This window comes from Paenibacillus sp. MT86 (assembly GCF_058792535.1).
This window is the reverse complement of sequence record NZ_CM179499.1, coordinates 5986003-6007579: the sequence shown is the minus strand read 5'-3', so window position 1 is coordinate 6007579 and position 21577 is coordinate 5986003. Positions and strand designations below refer to the sequence as shown.

At 51.1% G+C, this 21577-nt stretch carries 25 protein-coding genes and 1 riboswitch; of the genes, 18 read left to right on the top strand and 7 right to left on the bottom strand.

What is annotated here, in order from left to right; translation table 11 throughout:
- Nucleotides 1-121 precede the first annotated feature (121 nt).
- The 3 genes from AC3RCL_RS27310 to AC3RCL_RS27300 are packed head-to-tail and all read left to right on the top strand — an operon-like array spanning nt 122 to nt 3036.
- Nucleotides 122-868, top strand: a complete 747-nt coding sequence (locus AC3RCL_RS27310) for a Cof-type HAD-IIB family hydrolase (RefSeq protein WP_492533142.1) — start codon at nt 122-124, stop codon at nt 866-868.
- A 7-nt stretch (nt 869-875) separates the two neighbouring features.
- On the top strand, nt 876-1355 hold the full coding sequence (locus AC3RCL_RS27305) for a DUF456 domain-containing protein (RefSeq protein WP_096776714.1): 480 nt from the start codon (nt 876-878) through the stop codon (nt 1353-1355).
- Nucleotides 1356-1410: 55 nt separating this feature from the next.
- Nucleotides 1411-3036 carry a putative polysaccharide biosynthesis protein gene (locus tag AC3RCL_RS27300; RefSeq protein WP_096776647.1) on the top strand — a complete coding sequence of 542 codons (1626 nt, stop codon included), beginning with the start codon at nt 1411-1413 and terminating at the stop codon, nt 3034-3036.
- A gap of 87 nt (nt 3037-3123) precedes the next feature.
- Here the strand turns inward: AC3RCL_RS27300 and AC3RCL_RS27295 are convergent, their stop codons facing one another.
- Nucleotides 3124-4500, bottom strand: a complete 1377-nt coding sequence (locus AC3RCL_RS27295) for a DUF2515 family protein (protein WP_492533139.1) — start codon at nt 4498-4500, stop codon at nt 3124-3126.
- 138 nt (nt 4501-4638) lie between these two features.
- Here AC3RCL_RS27295 and AC3RCL_RS27290 point away from each other — a divergent pair, with 138 nt between their 5' ends.
- The 8 genes from AC3RCL_RS27290 (at nt 4639) to AC3RCL_RS27255 (ending at nt 11314) form a co-directional block, all read left to right on the top strand.
- Complete coding sequence (locus AC3RCL_RS27290) at nt 4639-4983, top strand: thioredoxin family protein (protein ID WP_009592843.1); 345 nt, start codon at nt 4639-4641, stop codon at nt 4981-4983.
- A gap of 249 nt (nt 4984-5232) precedes the next feature.
- The gene (locus AC3RCL_RS27285; RefSeq protein ID WP_277747035.1) at nt 5233-6207 is read left to right on the top strand and encodes a COX15/CtaA family protein; all 975 of its coding nucleotides are present in this window, start codon (nt 5233-5235) and stop codon (nt 6205-6207) included.
- Nucleotides 6208-6293: 86 nt separating this feature from the next.
- Nucleotides 6294-6617 (top strand): hypothetical protein, encoded by a 324-nt coding sequence (locus AC3RCL_RS27280; protein WP_492533136.1) that lies wholly within the window; start codon nt 6294-6296, stop codon nt 6615-6617.
- A 25-nt stretch (nt 6618-6642) separates the two neighbouring features.
- Entirely contained in the window at nt 6643-7362 is a 720-nt protein-coding gene (locus AC3RCL_RS27275) for a Cthe_2314 family HEPN domain-containing protein (RefSeq protein ID WP_015737419.1), read from the top strand.
- Nucleotides 7363-7484: 122 nt separating this feature from the next.
- Nucleotides 7485-7631: riboswitch (SAM riboswitch) on the top strand.
- 107 nt (nt 7632-7738) lie between these two features.
- Nucleotides 7739-8755: a methionine ABC transporter ATP-binding protein gene (locus tag AC3RCL_RS27270; RefSeq protein ID WP_096776643.1), complete on the top strand. Its 1017-nt coding sequence runs from the start codon at nt 7739-7741 to the stop codon at nt 8753-8755.
- The gene (locus AC3RCL_RS27265) at nt 8755-9423 is read left to right on the top strand and encodes a methionine ABC transporter permease (RefSeq protein ID WP_009592866.1); all 669 of its coding nucleotides are present in this window, start codon (nt 8755-8757) and stop codon (nt 9421-9423) included. The genes AC3RCL_RS27270 and AC3RCL_RS27265 overlap by 1 nt, the downstream gene beginning before the upstream one ends.
- Before the next feature lie 66 nt (nt 9424-9489).
- Nucleotides 9490-10332 carry a MetQ/NlpA family ABC transporter substrate-binding protein gene (locus AC3RCL_RS27260; RefSeq protein ID WP_492533133.1) on the top strand — a complete coding sequence of 281 codons (843 nt, stop codon included), beginning with the start codon at nt 9490-9492 and terminating at the stop codon, nt 10330-10332.
- Between the two features lie 208 nt (nt 10333-10540).
- Nucleotides 10541-11314: an SDR family oxidoreductase gene (locus AC3RCL_RS27255; RefSeq protein WP_015737416.1), complete on the top strand. Its 774-nt coding sequence runs from the start codon at nt 10541-10543 to the stop codon at nt 11312-11314.
- 185 nt (nt 11315-11499) lie between these two features.
- On the opposite strand, the gene AC3RCL_RS27250 is transcribed toward AC3RCL_RS27255, so the two are convergent.
- On the bottom strand, nt 11500-11745 hold the full coding sequence (locus AC3RCL_RS27250; RefSeq protein WP_006212609.1) for a NifU family protein: 246 nt from the start codon (nt 11743-11745) through the stop codon (nt 11500-11502).
- An 82-nt stretch (nt 11746-11827) separates the two neighbouring features.
- Here AC3RCL_RS27250 and AC3RCL_RS27245 point away from each other — a divergent pair, with 82 nt between their 5' ends.
- Entirely contained in the window at nt 11828-12076 is a 249-nt protein-coding gene (locus tag AC3RCL_RS27245) for a YuzB family protein (RefSeq protein ID WP_009592888.1), read from the top strand.
- A gap of 64 nt (nt 12077-12140) precedes the next feature.
- Here AC3RCL_RS27245 and AC3RCL_RS27240 read toward each other — a convergent pair whose 3' ends face one another.
- Nucleotides 12141-13199 (bottom strand): NAD(P)/FAD-dependent oxidoreductase, encoded by a 1059-nt coding sequence (locus tag AC3RCL_RS27240; RefSeq protein ID WP_009592908.1) that lies wholly within the window; start codon nt 13197-13199, stop codon nt 12141-12143.
- Between the two features lie 155 nt (nt 13200-13354).
- Nucleotides 13355-14461, bottom strand: coding sequence for an aminofutalosine synthase MqnE (mqnE, locus tag AC3RCL_RS27235; RefSeq protein WP_492533130.1), 1107 nt, complete (start codon nt 14459-14461; stop codon nt 13355-13357).
- 392 nt (nt 14462-14853) lie between these two features.
- Between mqnE and AC3RCL_RS27230 the strand changes: the two genes are divergently transcribed.
- Nucleotides 14854-15213 carry a HesB/IscA family protein gene (locus AC3RCL_RS27230; protein WP_009592872.1) on the top strand — a complete coding sequence of 120 codons (360 nt, stop codon included), beginning with the start codon at nt 14854-14856 and terminating at the stop codon, nt 15211-15213.
- Nucleotides 15214-15376: 163 nt separating this feature from the next.
- Here AC3RCL_RS27230 and AC3RCL_RS27225 read toward each other — a convergent pair whose 3' ends face one another.
- Nucleotides 15377-15586 carry a hypothetical protein gene (locus tag AC3RCL_RS27225; protein ID WP_009592898.1) on the bottom strand — a complete coding sequence of 70 codons (210 nt, stop codon included), beginning with the start codon at nt 15584-15586 and terminating at the stop codon, nt 15377-15379.
- A 222-nt stretch (nt 15587-15808) separates the two neighbouring features.
- On the opposite strand from AC3RCL_RS27225, the gene AC3RCL_RS27220 reads away from it, so the two are divergent.
- The gene (locus AC3RCL_RS27220) at nt 15809-16471 is read left to right on the top strand and encodes a YheC/YheD family protein (RefSeq protein ID WP_009592895.1); all 663 of its coding nucleotides are present in this window, start codon (nt 15809-15811) and stop codon (nt 16469-16471) included.
- Nucleotides 16472-16769: 298 nt separating this feature from the next.
- On the top strand, nt 16770-16913 hold the full coding sequence (locus AC3RCL_RS27215) for a sporulation histidine kinase inhibitor Sda (protein ID WP_006212600.1): 144 nt from the start codon (nt 16770-16772) through the stop codon (nt 16911-16913).
- Between the two features lie 193 nt (nt 16914-17106).
- Here AC3RCL_RS27215 and AC3RCL_RS27210 read toward each other — a convergent pair whose 3' ends face one another.
- Complete coding sequence (locus AC3RCL_RS27210; RefSeq protein ID WP_009592883.1) at nt 17107-18108, bottom strand: NAD(P)/FAD-dependent oxidoreductase; 1002 nt, start codon at nt 18106-18108, stop codon at nt 17107-17109.
- Between the two features lie 479 nt (nt 18109-18587).
- Here AC3RCL_RS27210 and AC3RCL_RS27205 point away from each other — a divergent pair, with 479 nt between their 5' ends.
- A complete protein-coding gene (locus tag AC3RCL_RS27205; protein WP_009592911.1) occupies nt 18588-19781 on the top strand; it encodes an NAD(P)/FAD-dependent oxidoreductase in 1194 nt (397 codons plus the stop codon).
- Nucleotides 19782-20042 (top strand): hypothetical protein, encoded by a 261-nt coding sequence (locus tag AC3RCL_RS27200; RefSeq protein WP_009592851.1) that lies wholly within the window; start codon nt 19782-19784, stop codon nt 20040-20042.
- Nucleotides 20043-20111: 69 nt separating this feature from the next.
- Here AC3RCL_RS27200 and hemQ read toward each other — a convergent pair whose 3' ends face one another.
- Nucleotides 20112-20861, bottom strand: coding sequence for a hydrogen peroxide-dependent heme synthase (hemQ, locus tag AC3RCL_RS27195; protein ID WP_492533125.1), 750 nt, complete (start codon nt 20859-20861; stop codon nt 20112-20114).
- 250 nt (nt 20862-21111) lie between these two features.
- Here hemQ and AC3RCL_RS27190 point away from each other — a divergent pair, with 250 nt between their 5' ends.
- Entirely contained in the window at nt 21112-21411 is a 300-nt protein-coding gene (locus AC3RCL_RS27190) for a YuiB family protein (protein ID WP_015737411.1), read from the top strand.
- Nucleotides 21412-21577 lie beyond the last annotated feature (166 nt).

Below are 21577 nucleotides of genomic sequence, written 5' to 3'. Positions count from 1 at the left end.
CCGGGTTTTACCTGGTTTGGCATGCATCGAGGGGCTGCTCATTCAGGGGAATGTTTTGACGCCCGGCCTTTTGTGGTAAAATGTCGTTATGTTTGCTTTGATTCGTAAGGGGGTTAATACCATGAAACATAAATATCGGTTGTTGGCACTGGATATGGACGGTACGCTGCTTCAGGACGACCATGAAGTATCCGAGGAAACGGTGAAGTGGATCAAGGAGGCGGTACGGCACGGCATTCACGTCTGCCTCTCGACGGGCCGGCCGTTTCAGGATGCTTATCCGTATGCCAAGCAGCTTGAACTGACGACGCCGATGGTAACGGTGAACGGCGGCGAAGTATGGCGTGCGCCGTATGAATTGCATCGCCGCGCGCTGCTCGACAGCAAGCTCGTGGAACAAATGCATGAACTCGCGGTTGAAACCGGATCGTGGTTCTGGGCGTATTCAGTAGATAGGTTGTATAACTCTGAGAACTGGACCGACGATGTCGCGAATCAGGAGTGGCTTAAATTCGGATATAACACGAATGATCATGAGGTACGCCACAATATCATGATGCGACTGCAGGATATGGGCGGACTGGAGATCACGAACTCTTCGCCGGATAACCTGGAAATCAATCCGCAGGGCGTCAACAAAGCGACCGGGATCGGACAGGTGTGCGAGCTGCTCGGTATCAGCATGTCCGAGGTTGTAGCCGTAGGAGACAGCCTGAACGACCTGGCCGTCATCCAGCAGGCCGGCCTCGGCGTGGCCATGGGCAATGCCCAGCAGACCGTGAAGGATGAGGCGGATCTTGTGGTTTCCAGCAACAATGAGGACGGCATCGTCGAAGTCATCAGGGATCATATTTTGATCGAAGGGTGAGATGTTGATGGACGTATTGGGCTGGATTATCGTCATCGCTCTGTTTATCATTGGGATGGCCGGGGCGGTATACCCTATTCTGCCGGGGGTTGTCGCCATTTACCTGGCGTTGTTCGTTTACGGCTGGTTCTTTACATTCGAGCATTACAATGCATGGTTCTGGATTATCCAGACCATTATTCTGGTGGTGCTCTTCATTGCCGATTATGCGGTTAATGCCTGGGGAGTCAAGAAACTCGGCGGTTCCAAAGCCTCGATTTGGGGCAGCACGATCGGACTTATTATCGGACCGTTCGTGATACCGGCCTTCGGGTTGATTATCGGACCGTTCCTCGGCGCATTTCTGGGTGAAATGCTGGCAGGCTCGGGAGCAAGCAAATCCATGAAGGTTGGCTTCGGATCGGTTGTTGGATTGTTTAGCAGCATTGTGGTGAAGATTATATTGCAGCTTGCGATGATCATCATTTTCTTCATCTGGATTTTCTAATAGAGCATAGCAATCGCTGTAAGAGGCGCTTTGGAGGAGAAAGAAGGGTACGGTTTTGTCTAAGAAAGAGTCATTTATTAAAGGCACCATCATCTTGGCCGCTGCTGCGCTGGTAGCCCGGGTGCTGGGCCTTGCTCAGCGGGTGCCGCTGGAGCATATGCTGAATGATATCGGGGATGCCTCGTTTACGATCGCCAATAACGTATATTTAATGCTGTTAACGGTAGCCACGGCCGGCATTCCCAGCACGCTCAGTAAAATGGTATCGGAGCGCCATGCTTTGAACAAGCCTGCGGAGGCTCGGCGCGTCTATCATGCTGCGCTTATTTTTGCCGGGGCAGCAGGCGTTGTCATGACGCTGCTCCTTTACCTCGGAGCTCCTTTTTATGCCACTCATATAGCCAAGCAGCCGGAGGCCGCCGCTGCCATTCAAGCGCTCGCTCCGGCGCTGCTGCTGTTTCCGGCCATCGCCATGATGCGAGGATACTTCCAAGGTCGCAATAATATGACGGCTGGCGGCATATCGCAAATTATCGAGCAGATTGCGCGGGTTCTGACAGCGATCGGCTTGGCCTATGTGCTGCTGCGTTTGGGATATGACGATACCTGGATCGCGGCAGGTGCTTCCTTCGGGGGCGTCCTCGGCAGTATCGGGGCATTTGCGGTCATGCTGTATTTTACGGTGAAGCTTCGCCGAAGCGATCGTGAGCTCAAAATGCCGGCGGCGGACCGCTCGATTCCGCTTGGCGGGATATACCGGGATATATTCACGCTGTCTATACCGATAGTGCTGTCTTCCCTGGCTGTTCCGGCGGTCAACTTCATTGACAGCTCCATTGTGAAGCCGCTGTTGATCGGGCAGGTTGGTCTGGGAGAGGCTACTGCAGCCCTAGCGGTATTAGGAAACCGGGCGCAAAGCGTAGCGGGCATTCCGCCGATTCTAGCCATTGCCCTCAGCACCTCGCTCATTCCGATCATCTCTGCCGCTTTTGCGAGGAAAGATCAGGAGCATTTGGAACAGCAAGTATCGCTGGCCATGCGCGTTGCCATATTGACGGGTATGCCGATGGTGATTGCGCTCTGCGTTGCATCCTATTCCATCAACGGATTGCTGTTTAGTTCCCTCGGCGGAAGCGGGATCATCGGGTTCCTGACATTCGGTACGATTTTTCAGATCACGATGATGACAACGAACTCCATTCTTCTTGGAATTGGCAAGGCTAAGCTCTCGATGGTTCACGTGATGATCGGGATAGCGGTCAAGCTTGTTGCCAGCTTCCTGCTTGCTCCGTTGTTTGGCATTTACGGCATCATCGGGAGCACGGCTCTCTGTTTCCTTGTCATTACGATACTGAACGTCAGATCGATCAAGGCGATTGTATCCTTCTCGATCCTGGGCAAACGCTGGATGGGCTTCATACTAACGGTTGCTGCCGCAGGGGGGATCGGTTACGGCCTGAACCTGGCCGGTATTCAGATGGTCGATGTCATGCCGGCAAGGTTGGCATTTCTGCTGACCTGCCTGGTTGTAGGCGTAGCCGTAGTCATTATATATCTTGTGCTGCTGGTGGTGTTTGGCGTATTGCGGCAATCGGAGCTTAGCAGTTACCCGCGTCCTTTGCAGAAGGTATTCCGTCCGCTGATGAGGCTGCAGCCTGCGCGTATGCGGGAGCGGGGATAAACCTAAACCTATGATGCAAGAACAGCACGTCTATTCATTCATCCGTTAGAGAAGAGACCATTCCGGCCGTATCGGAATGGTCTTCTTTTATTGCCGGTGGAACGGATCGGATACGTCATGGGCGATGGAGGTTTTCTCCAGGACGGCCCGATGGGCGTGGGTGATATCCGGCAGCATCGGCGGTTTCGGTTTGCGAATATGCTTAAACATCGCGTGGCCCTGATACCAGTCGTACCGGGGAATCGGTTCCGGGGTTTCATCCTGCCAGATCTCCTCGAGACGGGGGCTATACAGACGACGGCCGTCCGGCAGCCATTCCGATTGGATAAGCTCAAGCCCCTCGTGGCCGTGATTCATGGCTTGATCCCGCGTCGGCGTAAATAACGCCGGCCAATATTCAGCGCGCGAGCCCTGATGCTTGGTGGAACGAGCGAATGCCAGCACGGCATGGTAGATATCCTCGTAACCGAACAGTAAAGCGTACAGCGAGCGGCCTGCCTTGATCCGGATGGACAGGTCGTCAAACTTGGGGATGGTGAGTCCGGCCAGCGGCCGGGTAGGGGATACGGGATTTTCGGCAGAGTCTGTGCTTGTCTGTTGGTTATGACCCAGCGGAAATACGATCTGATTCAACCGGGTTAGCTCATGCATCCGGAAGAGGGGATCCTGCAAAATATGCTGACGGTAAAAAGGATGTCTTGCCACCCGCCCCTCAATATAGTTCTGTTCATTAATGATGAGGGCGACCGTAAGCAGCGAACTGCCTTGGTCGTGCCAGAACCGTTCCCAGAACGGCGTCATGAACGATGAAACATGGAAGCGGGGGAGCAAATGGAATAAGGGTTTTCCTATTTTTCGACTGTGCATATAGAGAAGCAGCTGCGGATAGGCATCCTGAAAAATCAGCGCATTGCAGCGCTCCAGGAAACTGTACAGATGGTTTTGGAATGGGGGGGCCATGAGATCCGACATCAGCCCGCCCTTCAGATCGCTCATATTCCATCCGGCATTGCGTGATACCATATGGGCGAGCAAGGCCCAATGCAGCTCCGGATGCGACTCGTAACAGTCCAAATAGGCCTTGGTTCGGGTCACGTTGCTTCGGTTGGCGGCGGCAGCGGCCTCCTGAATGCGATGAACCAGCTCTTGCTCCTCATCCGTTGGCTGCAGGTCCGGCTCATGACCGCGAATATCGCTGTGACCTTCTTGCAGAGGGAGAAACGAAGAAATGCCCTGCGGCAGATAGGGATGGGAGGAGAGAATGTTCTTGAGCTGCCTGCGAATGGCCCTGACGGCTGTAGGATCCCACTGCAATTCATGCCTGTTCATCCGAAGCTTTAAGGAATATCGCCAAGCTGCCATCATACCCGACCATGATTCTGCCAGGGCTTGCGGAATGGCGGCTGTCCATGCCCCGTAATCCCTGCCCCGATTTGGTTTGTCCTTGGCTCCGTGCGAGTGCATGCCGGTTGTCACCTGCACTTTCTGATGATAATTCCAGACCGTGAACCTCATACAGTCAGTATGCTCTAAAATTTGACTTCCACTCAACAATTTGATTCACTAGGGGTGAAGGAATTCGACGTAAAGGGGAGATAACTAATGGAAAAAATCACTTCAGAAGCAGAATTTCAGGTTGCAATCCAGTCTCCACGACTGACAGTTGCCGTATTTAAAGCGGACTGGTGCGGCGATTGCAAGTTTATCGATCCATTCATGCCGGAGGTTGAGACGAAGTTCTCCAACCAATTGACTCTGGTGGAAGTTGACGTCGATGCTGTCGGTGACGTGAGTCAGCAGCAAAATATTCTGGGCATTCCTAGCTTTGTTGCATACTCTGACGGTCGTGAGCTGGTTCGCTACGTTAACAAACTCCGCAAATCGCGCGAGGAGATTGAAGATTTCCTGCAGCGTGCCGTAGACGTATACGGTACGATTCACAAGTAAGCAGTGACGATAGCACCGCCGCCTTTGAGCTATAACGGGCGGCGGTGTTGTTTTTACATTGGATATTATGAGGGGAATTGCGAAGTCAAGTACCTTGAGCATGAAGGTTTTGTTCATTTTTGAACATTTTGTCACAATCGCTCAAGTGACCGGGGCTGAAGAATCAGGTATAATGAAATGTGGACTGTATATGATGCGATCCTGTATAGGTTTTGAATAGTGAATGATTATGAGCAGCAGGTGAGATAAGTGAACGATAAACAATTAAAGTGGCTGAGTTACATAACATGCTTAATTATGTTCTGCGCGACTTTCGGGGGCATGGTTGTGACAAAGACGGGGTCGGGGCTTGGCTGCGGCCAAGAGTGGCCGCTGTGCAACGGTAAATTTGTTCCCGCTTACACGGTGTCCTCGATGATCGAATATTCCCACCGGGCCGTAAGCGGAATGGCCGGCTTGGCCGCCTTGGCATCGCTGATTGCGTTCTGGAAGTACAAGCGGGACCGCCGGGATTTGATGGCTTACGTCATCGGGACCTCGATATTCGTCGTGGTACAAGCCATCATGGGGGCCCTCGCAGTGGTTAAACCTCAATCCGCGGCGATCATGGCGCTGCATTTTGGCTTCTCGCTGATTGCTTTTGCCAGTTCGGTCATGCTGGCTTTGGGCATGCGCCGAATCGAACAAGCGAAGGGACCCGCTGACCTGGAGCGTTTGCCGCGGGTGGGCAAGGGCTTCCGAAATCTGGTCTGGGGCACAACGTTGTACAGCTACATCGTGGTGTATATCGGTGCATTCGTCAGCCATACCGATTCCCGGGAAGGCTGCTCCGGCTGGCCGTTGTGTAACGGAGAAGTGATACCGGAGCTGAGCGGAGGGGTCGGCATCGCCTTTATGCACCGCGTGGCCGCGCTTCTGCTGCTGATCGTGGTGGCGGTGATGGGGCATTTTGCATATTGGCGCAATCGCAATAACCGGGAGATCCAGATGCTGGGCATTTCGGCAACCGTGCTGTGCCTGCTGCAGGTGTTCAGCGGCGCCCTCATTATGGCTACGATGCATAACGAGGAAGTTTACGTATTCTCCGCACTGGGTCATACGCTGCTGATCTCGGCGCTGTTCGGCGTACTGTGTTATTTAAGCGTCCGGGTATGGCAGCTCAGCAAGCCGCTCGAAGCCGAAATACGGAAGGGCCACGACGTGCCCCGCGAAAAGATCGTATAAGGAAGAACGCCGATCATCCCGTAAAGAAAATCCAATATTCTATAGCATACATGCATGCAAAGTCCCCGGACCGGAGTTCGAGGGCTTTGTTGTATAGAAAGGAGCTGCCGGCAGCCGTATCGAAAAGGTTTGATAAGGCAACGAATTTGTTTATATTTAATAACACCGGAGAAATAACAAGTCGCTCCATGCTTATGGAGTTGTCTTCCCGTTTCGGGGGCATCCTAACAGGACGAGCCCGGATTGGCGCAGCAGATGATGGGTCATCTGCCAGTCAAGGGGATGCCGAAGGGCCTGATGGCGATCCGGATGAGTTGCCCCCGCGCGAGGATATCGCCGTGAAGACGGCCGCTGAGCGCTGGAATGAGTATATTGGCATTGGCACAATCGAGATCAAGAACCAAGGTTAATCTGATGACGCGAGGGGGTACCGCCATGCTTCGAATGTTACTTGGGGAACAGCCCCGGCAGAACAACGGCCTGCTTGAGGAAGCCATCGAATCGATGGTGAAGACAACCCGGCTGCTGCAGAAGGAAATGGATAAAAATCAAGATCCTACGCATGATTTTCGCAAGCTGGAGATTTGGACCCGGGGACTGATCGTCTCCCTGGATGAGCTGGAGCAGAGCTGGAATGCGGCCAAGCATTTCAGTCAATCGGTTCAATCGGGTTACATCGATGATATGTCGATTCAGGAGCAAGGGGAATATCAACGATATGTATATTTTTACAAAAACGGCTTCATCCGCGTATTCTCGATCCTTGACAAGCTGGGCACGGTGCTGAACGATTTGTTTGATCTGCATACCTCCAAGGTTAAGGCGCATTTTTCTTATTTTACGGTCCTGCGGCAGTTCAGATTTTTGAAGGCCCACGGTGAGCTGGCTGAAGAGCTGGAAGCGATCAAGGATCGCTACAAAGCACCGCTGAACGCGCTCCGCAAAAGGCGCAACGCTGAAATTCACTACATGAACTCCGAGATGCAGGATGATTTGTGGCAGCGCCATCAAGGACTGTCCGACAAAATCGAGCTGGAGGATATCGACAAGCACCTGGATGATCTCCAACAGGGCATCGATATGGTATGCCGCAGCCTGGCCGCCTCGTATAAATATACGAACAAGCTGTGGACTGAAAATGGAGTGCGGGCTTAGGCACAAAATCGCCATGAAATTCCTTTTGACAAAAGCCTGAAAAGAATCTATACTAACTATTGCATTCATTAAATGTTATCAAATCAGATCAATTTAATCGGAAAAAATTTCATATCGATGTTTTCTTATCGAGAGAGGCGGAGGGACAGGCCCGATGAAGCCCGGCAACCGACTTCTTGCGTACCATTGCTTAATGCGATGACGCTTGGAGTGACATGGTGCTAATTCCTTCAAAGCTATGGGATACCTTCAGCTTTGACAGATGAGAAAAGGCGTTGACTTTTACGTAAAGAGGGCCCTTTTTGATTCTACAAAAAGAGGCTCTTTTCTTTTGGGTAAATAGATATGAAGCTAAGGAAAAAGGAGGATTATCGGATTGATTGAGCTCAAGCAATTGACGAAGCAGTACGGAAAAGCCGGGTCATTAACAACTGCGTTGTCCGAATTGGATTTGTCGATTGAAAAAGGAGAAATTTTCGGAGTGATCGGACACTCCGGTGCAGGTAAAAGTACATTGATCCGCTGTATCAATTTACTGGAGCGTCCCACCTCGGGCGAGGTGTGGGTCAACGGCAAAAATTTGACGTCGCTCGGCAAGAAGCAGCTTCAGGCGGAGCGCCGTAAAATCGGCATGATCTTTCAGCACTTTAACCTGCTGTCTTCCGCGACGGTGTACGATAACATTGCGTTTCCGCTGCGTCTGATCAAGACGCCGAAGGCCGAACTGGAGCGCAAAGTATCCGAGCTGCTGGCTTTGGTCGGCTTGGAGGCGCATCGCGACAAATACCCGTCCCAGCTGTCAGGGGGCCAGAAGCAGCGGGTGGGCATCGCCAGGGCGCTCGCGAGCGATCCCGAAGTGCTGCTGTGCGACGAGGCCACTTCGGCCCTTGACCCGCAGACGACGGATTCGATTCTGCGCCTCCTGCTGGACATTAACAAAAAGTTTCATCTGACGATCGTGCTGATTACCCATGAGATGCACGTCATTCAGAGCATATGCGACCGGGTCGCCGTTATTCATCAGGGCGGCATCGTAGAGCAAGGACCGGTAACGGAAGTGTTCCTGAAGCCGAAGCATGAAGTGACGCAGGAATTCATCCGCCAGGAGATGGACAGCGGCGAAGCGCTGCGGCTGGCTATGCAGGGTCAGGTAAACGGCCCTTCAAGAGCGGTTCAAATCACGTTCCTGGGGTCGAAAACGTACGAATCGATCCTGTCCCATACCGTTCATGAGACGGGCGTGAATTTTGCGATTCTGCAGGGCACGATCTCTACGATCAAAGAAACGCCGTACGGCCAGCTCATCGTCCGTTTCGAAGGGGAAGAACGCGCAATTGAAGATACGATCCGGAAGCTGCTTGAACAAGGACTAGACGTGGAGGTGATTCATTGATGTTCGGACTTGATTTTACCCAGATCGACTGGAAAGAGATATGGACGGCAACATTGGATACCCTGCGGATGCTGGGAGCTTCGGCCTTGTTCAGCTTCATCATCGGACTGCCGGTCGGCGTGCTGCTCTACATGGCCGCAAGGTCCACGTCCGGGTTGGTACGCTTCGGCTACACGATTCTGTCGTTCATTGTAAACATTCTGCGCTCGGTTCCGTTCATCATCCTTATCGTGGCGATGATCCCGATTACGAAGTCGATCGTAGGTGTTTCGTACGGCGTGCTGGGCACCATTCCGCCGCTGGTGATCGGCGCTGCTCCATTCTTCGCAAGGCTCGTGGAAACGGCTTTGAATGAAGTGGATAAAGGCGTGATCGAGGCGGCTCACGCCATGGGCTCCTCGACAAGCCAAATCGTATGGAGAGTGCTCCTTCCGGAGGCTCGTCCGGGCCTGCTGGCCGGGATGACCATCACGATTGTAACCCTGGTATCTTACACCGCGATGTCCGGTCAAGTCGGGGGCGGCGGTTTAGGGGATTTGGCCATTAAGTATGGCTATTACCGTTATGAGACCGAGATCATGATTCTGGCTGTCGTGCTGATGATTGTCCTGGTCCAGCTGCTGCAGATGGCAGGAGATCGTCTGGTGCGGCATTTTACAAGAAAATAACGGATTGATGAGGCTTCAAGAAAGACAACATATAAATCATATATTTTTCGGAGGGAGAGTTTTAGAATGAAAAAATGGACATTGGCATTGATCAGCTTGACCTTGGTTACGGTGCTGGCTGCATGCGGCAGCAAGCCTGCGGATAACGCATCCGAGCCAGGGGGAACAACGGGAGGCGGCGGTCAAGAGACTGTGACCTTGAAAGTAGGGGCTTCGCCATCACCGCATGCCAAGATTCTCGAGCATATCAAGCCTGCGCTTGAAAAAGAGGGCGTAAACCTGGAAATCGTAGAATTCACGGATTATGTGCTGCCGAATACGCAAGTGGATTCCAAAGAAATCGACGCGAATTTCTTCCAGCACAAGCCTTACCTGGATAACGAAATCAAAGAGCGCAAGCTGGACCTGGAGTCCGTGATCGCCGTGCACGTGGAGCCGCTGGGTGCGTACTCCAAAACCATTACATCTGTGGATGAGCTGAAGGATGGATCGGTTGTAGCCATTCCGAATGATCCTTCCAATGCTGGCCGGGCATTGACGCTGCTGTCCAAGAACGGCGTGATTAAGCTGAACGACGAAAGCAAGTTGGAAGCAACCGCCAAGGATATCGTAGAAAATCCGAAGAACCTGGAGTTCAAGGAAGTTGAAGCCGCTATGCTGCCTCGTATGCTGGATGAGCTGGATCTGGCTGTCATCAATACGAATTACGCGCTGGAAGCGGGACTGGACCCAACGAAGGATGCGCTCTTCATCGAAGACAAGGACAATCCTTATGCCAACCTGCTGGTAGCCCGTCCGGACAACAAGGACACCGACGCCATCCAAAAACTGGCGAAGGCGCTGACTTCCGAGGACGTGAAAACCTTTATTGAAGAAGAGTACAAAGGTGCCGTCATCCCGGCATTCTAATTCGAGCAGTAAAGCTCGATATAATGTATATGAATTCATCGTATATGTGAAGAAAGGGCATTATCCAAAAAGACCTATCGGTCTTTGCGGATAGGCCCTTTTTTCTTTCTTTTTCTGTCGAATGGCCATTCCTGGTCGGAAGCAAGTTGTTCGGCCTTATCAAATCTTTTATACTGAAGGAAGGATATCCATCTGAGGAGGGAAAGCCTTGAAGGGAAAAGTGGCGCTGATTACAGGCAGTGCGACAGGTTTGGGAAAAATGACGGCACTGTCGTTAGCCCGGCAGGGATGTCATATAGCCATAAATTATGTGAACAGCAAGGATGAAGCGGAGGCGCTTTCCCGTGAAATCGAGGGGTTTGGCGTGAAATCCATCGCGATTAAAGCCGATATCGCCAGCGAGCCTGAGCTGTATTCATTGGTGGATCAGACGGAGGAGCGGCTGGGCAGCGTCGATATCCTGGTTAACAATGCTGGACCGTTCATTCGGGAACGCCGTCTGTTCTCGGAGTACAGCCGCGACGAAATCGTACATATGGTGAATGGCAATTTAACCGGCGTCATGCTGCTGGACCATCGCGTTCTGCCTGCCATGCGGGAGAAAAAATGGGGACGCATCATCCACTTTGGTTTCGGGCATGCGGGAGAAGCCCGCGCATGGCCTCAACGCTCCGCCTACGCGGCTGCGAAGGTGGGCCTGGTCTCCTTTACGAAGACGCTGGCCGTGGAAGAAGGGCCGTATGGAATCACCGTGAATATGATTTGTCCGGGGGATATCCGCGGGGCCAACAAAGAGAAAACCATCGATGAAGTATCCGGCATTCAGGACGGGTTGACTCCTCGCGGACGATCGGGCAGCGGCGAGGACGTCGCCAGGGTGATCGAATATTTATGCCTGGATAAATCGGATTTCATTACCGGCAATATTATGGATATATCCGGCGGGCTGGACCCGATTCGCCCGTTAATCAAGCCGGAATAAAACATCTCCACAAAGTGGAATCTACGCTTCGATGCTTATTCCATTTACTTTGCGGGGATCCCAAAACCATTAAATGCGACTCAAGAATTGCTAACGCTTCGCAGAAAACTTATATCTTCTTTAATCTCAAAAAAAGAGTCTTGGTCCCGCGAGGGAAACCAAGACTCTTTATAGTTAAAGAAGATTTAGAATACTTGAACTACTTCTTGGATGCCTTCTACTTCTTCAACCAGGGCGCGCTCGATCCCTGCTTTCAGAGTAATGGTGGAGCTTGGGCAGCTACCGCATGCACCCATCAATTTCAGCTTAACGATGCCGTCTTCAACGTCAACCAGTTCCACGTCACCGCCGTCGCGCTGCAGGAACGGACGAAGTTTATCAAGCACTTCAGCCACTTCATCATATACAGTGGTTTGCGTGTTTTCACTCATCTTGTTCAACTCCTTTCCTCCCTATATTATAGTACATAAACCGGCAAAATAAAATGCCAATCTTAAGGCAGGTCTAATAACAATGTCCATTATCATTGAGTTTTGCACAAGCAATTCCTATTTCGGCACGGATAAAGTGCTGCAGACGCTTGAAGGCAAGTACGATTGCCAGGTCATCGAATATGGCTGCCTGACCAGCTGCGGCCAGTGCTATTTGATGCCCTTCGCTTACGTGGATGGCGATTGGGTTGAAGCCCCTACGGCTGAAGAGCTGCTTGAGGTTGTCATCCGCAAGCTCGAAAGCTTTCGGGACGGCGAAGAGGAGAGCTGACTTTCCGATCTCCTCCGCTGTCGTCCCCTCCACAGGAGCATCATAAGCGCCCGTAACCATCCGACTAGTAATGACGCTTGGATTTCCAGAGCACGCCGCTCTTTAATATCCTTGGTACCCGGCCCATGACCGACGTGCTGCCCATGAGTCCAAAGCCCGCATGTTTGCCGAGGGAACCCAGCGTTCCCTTCAGCTTCAGCGGAGATACCTTAGGCGTATCGTCGCGCCATAAAGCTTTCATGACATGTCCCACTTGCTCGGCCTGAGCCCCTGCCGCTTGCGCGCTCGGGACGAAGGGGAGGCTGGCGCAGTCGCCGATCACATATACCTCGGGATGGGACGGAACCTGGTACCATTCGTTCAGCAGAATGCGTCCGCTGCGGTCTTTTGGCAGATCCAGATCCTGTACGACCTTTACGGGCTGAATGCCGGCCGTCCATACCGCCAGATCGGTTGCGATCGGCACATCCAGATTGTACACGGCGTCCTTTTCCACTCGGGATACGGATACGCCGCTGTGGATGTCCACGTGGTGTTCCTCAAACCAGCGATGAATATAAGCAGACAAACGGTTAGGAAAAGAAGAAAGCACCCGTTGTCCCCGGTCCAAAATGGCGATATTCAGGTCAGGCCGGCTTTCCCGAAGATCGGCAGCGAGCTCGATGCCGCTTAAGCCTCCGCCAATGATATGAACTTGACCATATGGTCTGAGGTTGTTCAGGTTCAAATAGGTTTCCCGGGATGCCGCAAAAGATTGCAGGCTGAACGTGAATTCTTCAGCGCCCGGTACCCCATGATAACGGTCCGTACATCCCAGGGCAATGGCCAGCTGATCGTATTCCACCGGATCGTTGTTCGTCAGGTTCACAAGCTTCTTCTCAAGATCAATGGATAGGACTTCACCGTATACAACATGGAGGCGGTCATACACCGGGAATTTAACACGAACGGCGGTATCGGCCACGGTACCTGCTGCCAGCGCGTAATATTCGGTTTTGAGTCCTTGGTACGGCATGCGGTCGATGAGTACGACCTCCACGTCCGGAGGAAGATAGCCGCTGAACAATTCTTGAATTAGGGCAAGACCACCATAGCCTCCGCCGAGAATGACGAGCTTTTTCATAAATTTCTTCCTTTCTCAAGAGATAAGAAGGTGAGCGCCGATTCGCAAGAAAAACGCCGCTGAAAGCGGCTTAGGTTACCCACGCTATATTATCTCTTTAACCTGTTTTCCGTTTTTTGGAACGTCTGCTTTGCTTGCGTTTTTGCTGGTATGGCTTATTCGTAAACCTTGATCTCGTTATAGAAGGTATCGCGTTCGACCGGAATGCGGCCGGCGCCTTGGATGAGCCACACAAGCTCTTTGCGGGTCAGCCCTTCTGGCGTCAGCGCTCCTGCGGCATGGCTGATGCGTTCCTTCAGGATCGTGCCATGGACGTCCGATGCGCCGAAGCTGAGAGCGACCTGCGTCAATTGCGGCCCGATATTAATGAAGTAAGCCTTGATGTGGTCGATATTATCCAGCATCAATCGGCTGATGGCAATGGTTTTCAAATCTTCGTAAGCCGAATTGCGGCGCATGATGCCCGCATTCTTATTCTTCGGCTGCATGGACAGCGGAATGAATACCATGAATCCGTTCGTTTCATCTTGAAGATCCCGAATTTGCAGCATATGGCGGATCCGGTCCTCATGGCTCTCGATTGAGCCGTACAGCATGGTCGTGTGCGTCTTCATGCCGAGCTTATGCGCGGTACGATGAACGTCGAGGTATTGATCCACGTTGGCTTTATCCACCTTCATCTTCTGACGGTACTGGTCAGACAAGATTTCGGCTCCGCCGCCCGTCAAGGATTGAAGACCAGCCTTCTGCAGCTCCTGCAGCACTTCCTTCGTGCTGAGTCCGCTGATGCGAGTGAAGAATTCGATCTCCGCCGCGGTATAAGCCTTTAGGGTAACTTCAGGGAAACGTTCCTTCAATGCCTTCAGCGAATCTACATAGTACTGGAACGGGACATGGTTATTATGTCCGCCAACGATATGAAATTCACGGATGCCGGGGTGAATATGCTGTTCCACATACTCGATCATTTCGGCGCCGGAGAGGGTATAGGAGCCTTCCTCGCCTTGGTCTTTCCGGAAATTGCAAAAAGCGCAGCGGGATTCGCATACATTGGTAAAATAGAGACTCATGTTCTCAATGAAGTAAACTTTTTTCCCGTTCTTGCGCAAATTGGCTTTATTTGCCAGCTGCCCGAGGGTCAGCAGGTCATCGGTTTGATACAAATACACACCGTCTTCAAGATTCAGGCGTTCGCCGCGTTGGACTTTCGCAACGATCTCGGCCATTCTCTGATCGGTAAATGGTGTCACAATCGTGGACATGTTCAATCCTCCTGTTCACACTTTGACTTGCCGAATATTCGGCAGATCAAGTGATCATAAAGTGGATCACTCCCCGCGGGGAACGGTCCGTTTATAGTCGTGTAACAACGAAATCAATGAATGGGCTGAATAAATAAATAACTTTGTGAAAAAATATACAACTGTGGACCAGCCATAACCTTTGCCGCATTTTAGCCGGGGGATGTGACAATTATCCAACAGTTGCCGCCCATGTTCCTTCCCTATTATAAACCTGACCCCTCGGGGTAGCAATACATATAGAGGAATTGAAATAGGTTATTGACCATATGGTAAAATGGCCATCATCTCAACCTTGAGCGAATTCGCGAAGAGGAGTATACTTAAAGAATGAACGAAAAGGAGGGTGACCTATGATATCAATCAGCGAAACAGCTGCAGAACGTTTGAAAGAAATGCTTGCTGAACAGGAAACGCCCAATATGTTCCTTCGACTGGGTGTCACTGCCGGCGGATGCAGTGGTTTTTCATATGCAATGGGCTTCGACGATCAAGAAACGGAAGCGGACGTATATATGGACCTGCAGGATATGAAAGTCGTTGTCGAGAAGGACGATCTGAAATACCTGAACGGTCTCGAAATCGACTTCGAGGAATCCGGCATGACGGGCGGGTTCACCATCCACAACCCGAACGCGACCGTAACTTGCGGCTGCGGATCTTCCTTCCGCACGGCAACGGATGCGGGCAAACCGAACGAAGAGCCTTGCTAAACAGCGGGTTTTCGGGGACTGTGCTCTGAATCTAACCAATAAAAAGACCTCTGCGACCCTGTTGTCGCGGGGGTCCTTTTTTTGCTGCCGCTCATAAGAAAATGAAAAAATGCAGCGGACTCCCAAACGGGGGCAGCTGCATTTTGTTGTTCTTCCTATCCGATCAGACCGGGAAGAAGAAGGTATCGTTCAGCATCAGCACGATCATGCCGGCAGCCACGAGCGAGAACACGATGCAGCCGGCCCCGAGTCCGCGGCGCTTGTCTTTGATGAATTTGAAGCCCATGACAAAGATCAGAACGGTGATGGCTGCAAGGGCAACCGACATGCCGACAATGGCAATCCAGTACAAAACTTCAAACAATGCTGCCAAGGTGACAAAGCCTCCTTTATGGTTATCCATGGATGGATTTATTACGGACAAAGCTCTGCTCTTACTATACGATAGATCACCTCATTTGCAAAGGGAAGCTCGCTTCGCGGCCATGAATACGTCAAATTATTAGGCATAACGATCCCGGACAATCATCCAAGACAAAGTGCGGATAAGAGAATAGGATAACGTATGTCATGAATAAAAGGAGGCGAAAGCAGCATGGCGGGAAGACAATTGGCCAGCAAGTGGCTGAAGACGGAAGCGCTGCTGACCGATCCGCAGGTTGCTCCCTACATTCCGGCGACCCAGTCGTATGGAGGGGATACCCTGGTCTCAATGCTGGATGAACACGAAATGGTCGTGATCAAGCCGATTGTAGGCACCGGTGGTAACGGAGTCATCCGAATACAGAAAGACGGAACGGGATACTTGGTAACCCATAAGAGGCGTACTGTTCATGTAGATACATTGAATTCCCTGTTGCACGTATTGAACAGAATGAAACTGAAACGGCGCTACATGATACAACAGGGGATTCATCTGGCTAAAATTCAGGGACGTCCGCTGGATTACCGCGTCAAGGTAGTCAAGGAAAGAGGAAGATGGGAATTCCGGGCCATGCTAGGACGGCTCGCGAACCCGGGGCTGTTTGTGACGAACATTTGCAAAGGGGGGACGCTGCTTCGTTGCCGCCATGCTCTGAGGCTGTCGCTGCCCCATATCAATGCCAGGGAGAAGCGTAATGAAATGCGCCACTTAACCAGACAGTGCATCACGATCCTGGAATCGCGCTTTCCCGGGATCGGGGAACTGGGATTCGATTACGGACTCGACGTCGAAGGAAAGATATGGATTTTGGAAGTAAATACAAGACCGAGCTGAATTTTTTGTTTAATATTCCCAACAGAAGTCGTTTATATGATTTTTTAATAGGGTAATAAAAAAATAACCGTAATCTACCGATATAATAATTGATCAATTTTTTTTATGGTAGATTTACCCCATATCCTGTGTATAACATTTATCCCCATAATCCACTTTGATATGACCTTGTTTCTTACACTTACCAACAAATTATACACAGGATTTCCACAAGAGGTTGTGGATAAGCGAACAGTTGTTCCGTTTTCGCATGTCTGATATGATAGATTCAGGAAATATGAGGAAGGGGTGTGAGGGGATGGCTATGTTGACGGATGAGATGCTTCTCGATTCCTATCATATGGCTGTTGAATTGAAGTTGGAACGAGAGTTCATCACTCTACTGCTGGCCGAAATTCATAAACGGAACTTGGACACCGATTCCGGCAGCATCCTGCATTAATCAGATTTTCGTATATAGAATAGATAACTTACGACATGATACGCATATAATGTGGGAGCTTTCAACCAAGTTCTACATATGGTTTGAAGAAGAATTAGAAAAGGTATCTTCCGTTCTGAGCGGCGCATCGCCCTCTGGAACGTTAGATACCTTTTTTTCTGTATGTCGAAGTGTTAGGAAATTCCGAGTACCTCTACAATTTCATGTTGCTGCTGTGTCCCGGAGCCAATCTGGCTTCAGGATCGAAGTATACTTTGGCATTGTTGACGGCGGTTGGCGCTTCGCCGAATCCGACGGCAATGAGCTTGACCTTGCCAGGATAGGTCGTGATATCGCCCGCCGCAAAAATACCCGGGATGCTGGTTTCCATGCGGGAGTCCACGACGATGGAGTTGCTTTCGATGGCGATGCCCCACTCGGAGATCGGACCAAGGGAGGAAACGAAACCGAAATTGACAATGACATCGTCAACTTCAATCTCTTGCGTCTCTTTGGTCTTAATATGCGACAGCGTCACCTTCGTAATGGCATCTTCACCATGCAGTTCCGTGATTTCGGTTGGTGTTACGATGTTCACCTTCGAGGCCATCAGCTGCTCCACGCTATGCTCGTGGGCACGGAACTTGTCGCGGCGGTGAACCAGCGTAACCTGCTCGGCGATCGGTTCGATCATGAGCGCCCAGTCTACCGCGGAATCGCCGCCGCCGCTGATGAGCACCTTCTTGCCTTTAAAGCGGCTGAGATCGTTGACGAAATAATGAAGGTTCGCCTTCTCGTACTTCTCGGCACCTTCAATCTCCAGTCGGCGGGGTTGGAACGCCCCGACGCCGGCCGTAATGATGACGGCTTTGGCATGGTGTTCGCCCAGATTCGTTCTCACGACAAAATGACGTTCTTCAAGCTTTTCCACAGCTTGGACTTTCTCTTCAAGACGGATGTCCGTTTTAAAGAGCTCCATTTGCGCGGACAGATTGTTCACAAGCTCCTGAGCGGTAACCTTCGGGAAGCCTGCTACGTCATAGATATATTTTTCGGGATACAGCGCAGCCAATTGGCCTCCGAGTTGGGGCATGCTCTCGATAAGTTTAACCGAGGCTTGGCGCATTCCGCCGTAAAAAGCGGCAAACATGCCTGCAGGTCCGCCACCGATAATCAAAAGATCCGTCATATTGTTGTCTTGTGGCATCGTTGTCATGCGGTAAGCACCTCCATAAAGTGAGTTTATATTCGAATCAGACAGACGTTCTTGTCCGGATAAAGCTGATTCATGAATTCCTTACCTATTATAATCGTCCCGAACCGGCATGAAAAGACGAGAATTGAGTTAAAATACCTAACATTGGAATGGTTGCGCTTACTTAGCAAGTAAGGGGGGAAATGGCGGAATGATTTGCATATTTAATGGCAAAAAAATTCTTGATATTTGCATGGTTTATGCATATGATTAACGTGATAACTTGTGTTCATTGCAGGGTTCTCATATCGATTGGTTACGGCAGCAATCATAAGGAAACCGCAGGATTACAGCTGTTTTTGAACCGTAATGAACCATCAGGTCAAATGATGAAACGGGCTCTGATAAGGGCTCTTCTCTTTTTTTGGATGCAATTTCACAGAATGTTAACATGTGTACCATACTGTATATATAAAGAGTAAGCTGGAAGGAGCAGTAGAATGAGCAGCATACCGAAGATCGTAATCCTTGGCGCGGGTTACGGGGGCATATTGACAGCGCAGCGGCTGCAAAAAGAGCTGAATTATAATGAGGCCGATGTTACATTGGTGAATCGCCATGATTATCATTATATTACAACGCATTTGCATATGCCGGCAGCAGGAACCGACAGCATTGAGAATACCCGGGTATCCATATCCAAGTTGATAGACGAGTTCAAAATCGATTTGGTCAAATCCTCGGTTCAGGAAATCCGCCTTCACGATAAGAAGGTTATCCTTGAAGATGGAACGTTATCCTATGACTATCTTGTCATTGGACTCGGCGGCGAGCCGGAGACCTTCGGGATCCCGGGACTCGCAGAGCATGCGATGACGATCCGAAGCATCAACTCGGTACGATTGATTCGAGAGCATATTGAATATCAATTTGCTTTATATAAGAATGAACGCAGACCGCAAGAGCGCATCAACTTCGTGGTTGGCGGAGCCGGGTTCAGCGGCATCGAGTTTGTAGCCGAGCTGGCGGACCGCATTCCGAGACTGTGCAAGGAGTATGACGTCGATCCGACATTGGTGAACATTTATAACGTGGAAGCCGCGCCGTCGGCGCTGCCGGGGTTTGCTCCCGAGCTGGTGGAGTACGCCATGAACGTTCTCGAGAAGAAGGGCGTTACCTTCAAGATGGGCATTGCGATCAAGGAATGCCTGCCGGGCGGGGTCGTGCTGAACAACGGCGAAGAGATCCGGGCGGCAACGGTCGTATGGACCGGCGGCATCCGCGGGAACCGCCTGGTTGAATCGGCCGGCTTCGAAACGATGAGGGGCCGCGTGAAGGTTGATGAATATTTACGCGCTCCGGGATACGAGAACATTTATATTATCGGCGATAACTCCCTCATTTTTAACGAAGAAGGCAGACCTTATCCGCCGACCGCCCAAATGGCGATGCAGCAGGGCGTATGCTGTGCCCAGAATATCGTTGCGGCGATCCGGGACAAGTCCATGCGCAAGTTCGAGTTCCATAATAAAGGCACGGTCGCTTCCCTCGGCCGGGGCGAAGGCATTGCGGTTGTAGGGGATAAGAAATATCAGGGATGGAAAGCGGCCCAGCTGAAAAAATTGGTTGATCTGCGCTACCTCTTCATTATCGGAGGCATTCCGCTCGTCCTGAAAAAAGGCAGGTTCCTATAAATGAGACATTGCAGCGTTCAAGTGCGGGGGCTGCTCACAAGAGATGAACTGGATCGCTACAACGCCCTGATGGAGGTCGGCTCCTACCTGGAGTCGCAAGAGCGGTACGATCTGGCTTATACCGTTCAGCAGGAAGTCGACATTCTCATTCTTCCTGCCATTGAGCGCCTCAAGGATAAAGGGCGGGCCCGGGACCGGGCCACCGCTGAATATCTTGAAACCTTGCGCAAGCAAGAGCAAGATGAGGAAGACGGCGAATAACAGAAGAAGGGATGCTCTCATTCGGAAGAGCATCCCTTTTTTTGATATGCCATTTATGTGCAGAAGGAATTATACCTTCATCAAGTCGGTGAAAGAAGCTTGGTCGAGCAGGTTGCCGACATAGAAAGGACCGAATTCGCCGAAGCGCGCGCTCACTTCGTCAAATCTCATTTCGTACACGAGCTTTTTGAATTGAAGCGCATCGTCGCTGAACAAGGTAACGCCCCATTCCCAATCGTCGAAGCCGACGGAACCGGTGATGATTTGCTTGACCTTGCCGGCATAACCGCGGCCGATCATCCCGTGGCTCTTCATCATGGATTTGCGGTCATCCATGCTCAGCATGTACCAGTTGTCCGCCAAATCCCGCTTTTTGTTCATCGGGTAGAAGCAGATATGCTTCGATTTTGGCAGGACCGGCTTCAGACGGGCAATGACATGCGGGTTCTGCATCGGATCCTCATCGGAGGAGCCGGCCAAGTAATTGCTCAGCTCGACGATGCTGACATAGGAATAAGCCTTGGTGGTGAACTGGGCGAACGTCGTTTTGTTAAAAGCGTTCTCGATCGCGTTCAGCTCTTCCAGCGTCTCGCGCAAATGCATGAAAACAAAATCGGCTTTCTGGCCGACGATGGTATATACGGCGGTGCTGCCTTGCTTGGCGGTCTCGACGGCCTCCCATTCCGCAAGGAACGCATTCAGCTCGTCCAGCGCAAAAGCACGTACTTCTTCGTCTGCAGCTTTCCAGGCCGACCAATTGATGGTGCGAAAATCATGCAGCGCATACCAGCCCTCGAGCGTCATTGCAGCTTCGTTCATGTGATCACTCCTAAACATTATGTTCGTTATAATTGAAGCGGATGGCCGCTTGCATTAACTTCCTATATTGTACTGTAAGCGCAGTCGGAAGGGCAAACGCCGACACAATGTATTCACGATTGTTCGTTGATCTGTGACATGATTTTTAGTAAACTAGCTATTAGCTAAAGCTTGGTGTGCTGTTTCTTGCTGCAATAAAGTAGGATAGCTGCTATGCGTAGGTGATAAAGAAGAGGTGAAAACAGCGATCATGCTTCAATTTATTCCTGTGCTCGTGCTGATGATTTTGTTTTTTGTCATGATGTTCGGTATCGGTTTTATCCTAAATATGTTGATGAAGACGACCTGGTTTCCGTGCTTTCTGTTCGTGATTGTCATTCTGCCGGTCGTTGTATACAGCTTGTGGGATCGGGGCCAAATGTCGTTCTGGACTCACGTCGGATCGTTCCAGTTGGTGGATTACTTAACGGGAGTTGCGGGTCTGATCGGGGCTTACATGAGCGGATGGACCATTAAGACATTGCGTATTAAAGGGTTTAGAATGTTTTAATCGCGCTTGGCGCAAATTGAATGGAATGTTAATGGCGGCTCTTCGATACGTGGGGGCCGTCATTTATATTTATGGAAGCTCTGCCAAAAGGCAGGCGCGAGAATTCCATAATTTTTGATGCGAAAGAACCGACTTCTGAGCATCGGATTTATGATAGAATAGAGGA

Coding starts and splice junctions, on each gene's coding strand:
- AC3RCL_RS27215 (WP_006212600.1), top strand. CDS start 16,770: ATGGCTATGTTGACGGATGAGATGCTTCTCGATTCCTATCATATGGCT.
- AC3RCL_RS27240 (WP_009592908.1), bottom strand. CDS start 13,199: ATGAAAAAGCTCGTCATTCTCGGCGGAGGCTATGGTGGTCTTGCCCTA.
- hemQ (WP_492533125.1), bottom strand. CDS start 20,861: ATGAACGAAGCTGCAATGACGCTCGAGGGCTGGTATGCGCTGCATGAT.
- AC3RCL_RS27250 (WP_006212609.1), bottom strand. CDS start 11,745: ATGAGTGAAAACACGCAAACCACTGTATATGATGAAGTGGCTGAAGTG.
- AC3RCL_RS27205 (WP_009592911.1), top strand. CDS start 18,588: ATGAGCAGCATACCGAAGATCGTAATCCTTGGCGCGGGTTACGGGGGC.
- AC3RCL_RS27245 (WP_009592888.1), top strand. CDS start 11,828: ATGTCCATTATCATTGAGTTTTGCACAAGCAATTCCTATTTCGGCACG.
- AC3RCL_RS27190 (WP_015737411.1), top strand. CDS start 21,112: ATGCTTCAATTTATTCCTGTGCTCGTGCTGATGATTTTGTTTTTTGTC.
- AC3RCL_RS27265 (WP_009592866.1), top strand. CDS start 8,755: ATGTTCGGACTTGATTTTACCCAGATCGACTGGAAAGAGATATGGACG.
- AC3RCL_RS27220 (WP_009592895.1), top strand. CDS start 15,809: ATGGCGGGAAGACAATTGGCCAGCAAGTGGCTGAAGACGGAAGCGCTG.
- AC3RCL_RS27230 (WP_009592872.1), top strand. CDS start 14,854: ATGATATCAATCAGCGAAACAGCTGCAGAACGTTTGAAAGAAATGCTT.
- AC3RCL_RS27210 (WP_009592883.1), bottom strand. CDS start 18,108: ATGACAACGATGCCACAAGACAACAATATGACGGATCTTTTGATTATC.
- AC3RCL_RS27200 (WP_009592851.1), top strand. CDS start 19,782: ATGAGACATTGCAGCGTTCAAGTGCGGGGGCTGCTCACAAGAGATGAA.
- mqnE (WP_492533130.1), bottom strand. CDS start 14,461: ATGTCCACGATTGTGACACCATTTACCGATCAGAGAATGGCCGAGATC.
- AC3RCL_RS27310 (WP_492533142.1), top strand. CDS start 122: ATGAAACATAAATATCGGTTGTTGGCACTGGATATGGACGGTACGCTG.
- AC3RCL_RS27305 (WP_096776714.1), top strand. CDS start 876: ATGGACGTATTGGGCTGGATTATCGTCATCGCTCTGTTTATCATTGGG.
- AC3RCL_RS27295 (WP_492533139.1), bottom strand. CDS start 4,500: ATGCACTCGCACGGAGCCAAGGACAAACCAAATCGGGGCAGGGATTAC.
- AC3RCL_RS27275 (WP_015737419.1), top strand. CDS start 6,643: ATGCTTCGAATGTTACTTGGGGAACAGCCCCGGCAGAACAACGGCCTG.
- AC3RCL_RS27290 (WP_009592843.1), top strand. CDS start 4,639: ATGGAAAAAATCACTTCAGAAGCAGAATTTCAGGTTGCAATCCAGTCT.
- AC3RCL_RS27260 (WP_492533133.1), top strand. CDS start 9,490: ATGAAAAAATGGACATTGGCATTGATCAGCTTGACCTTGGTTACGGTG.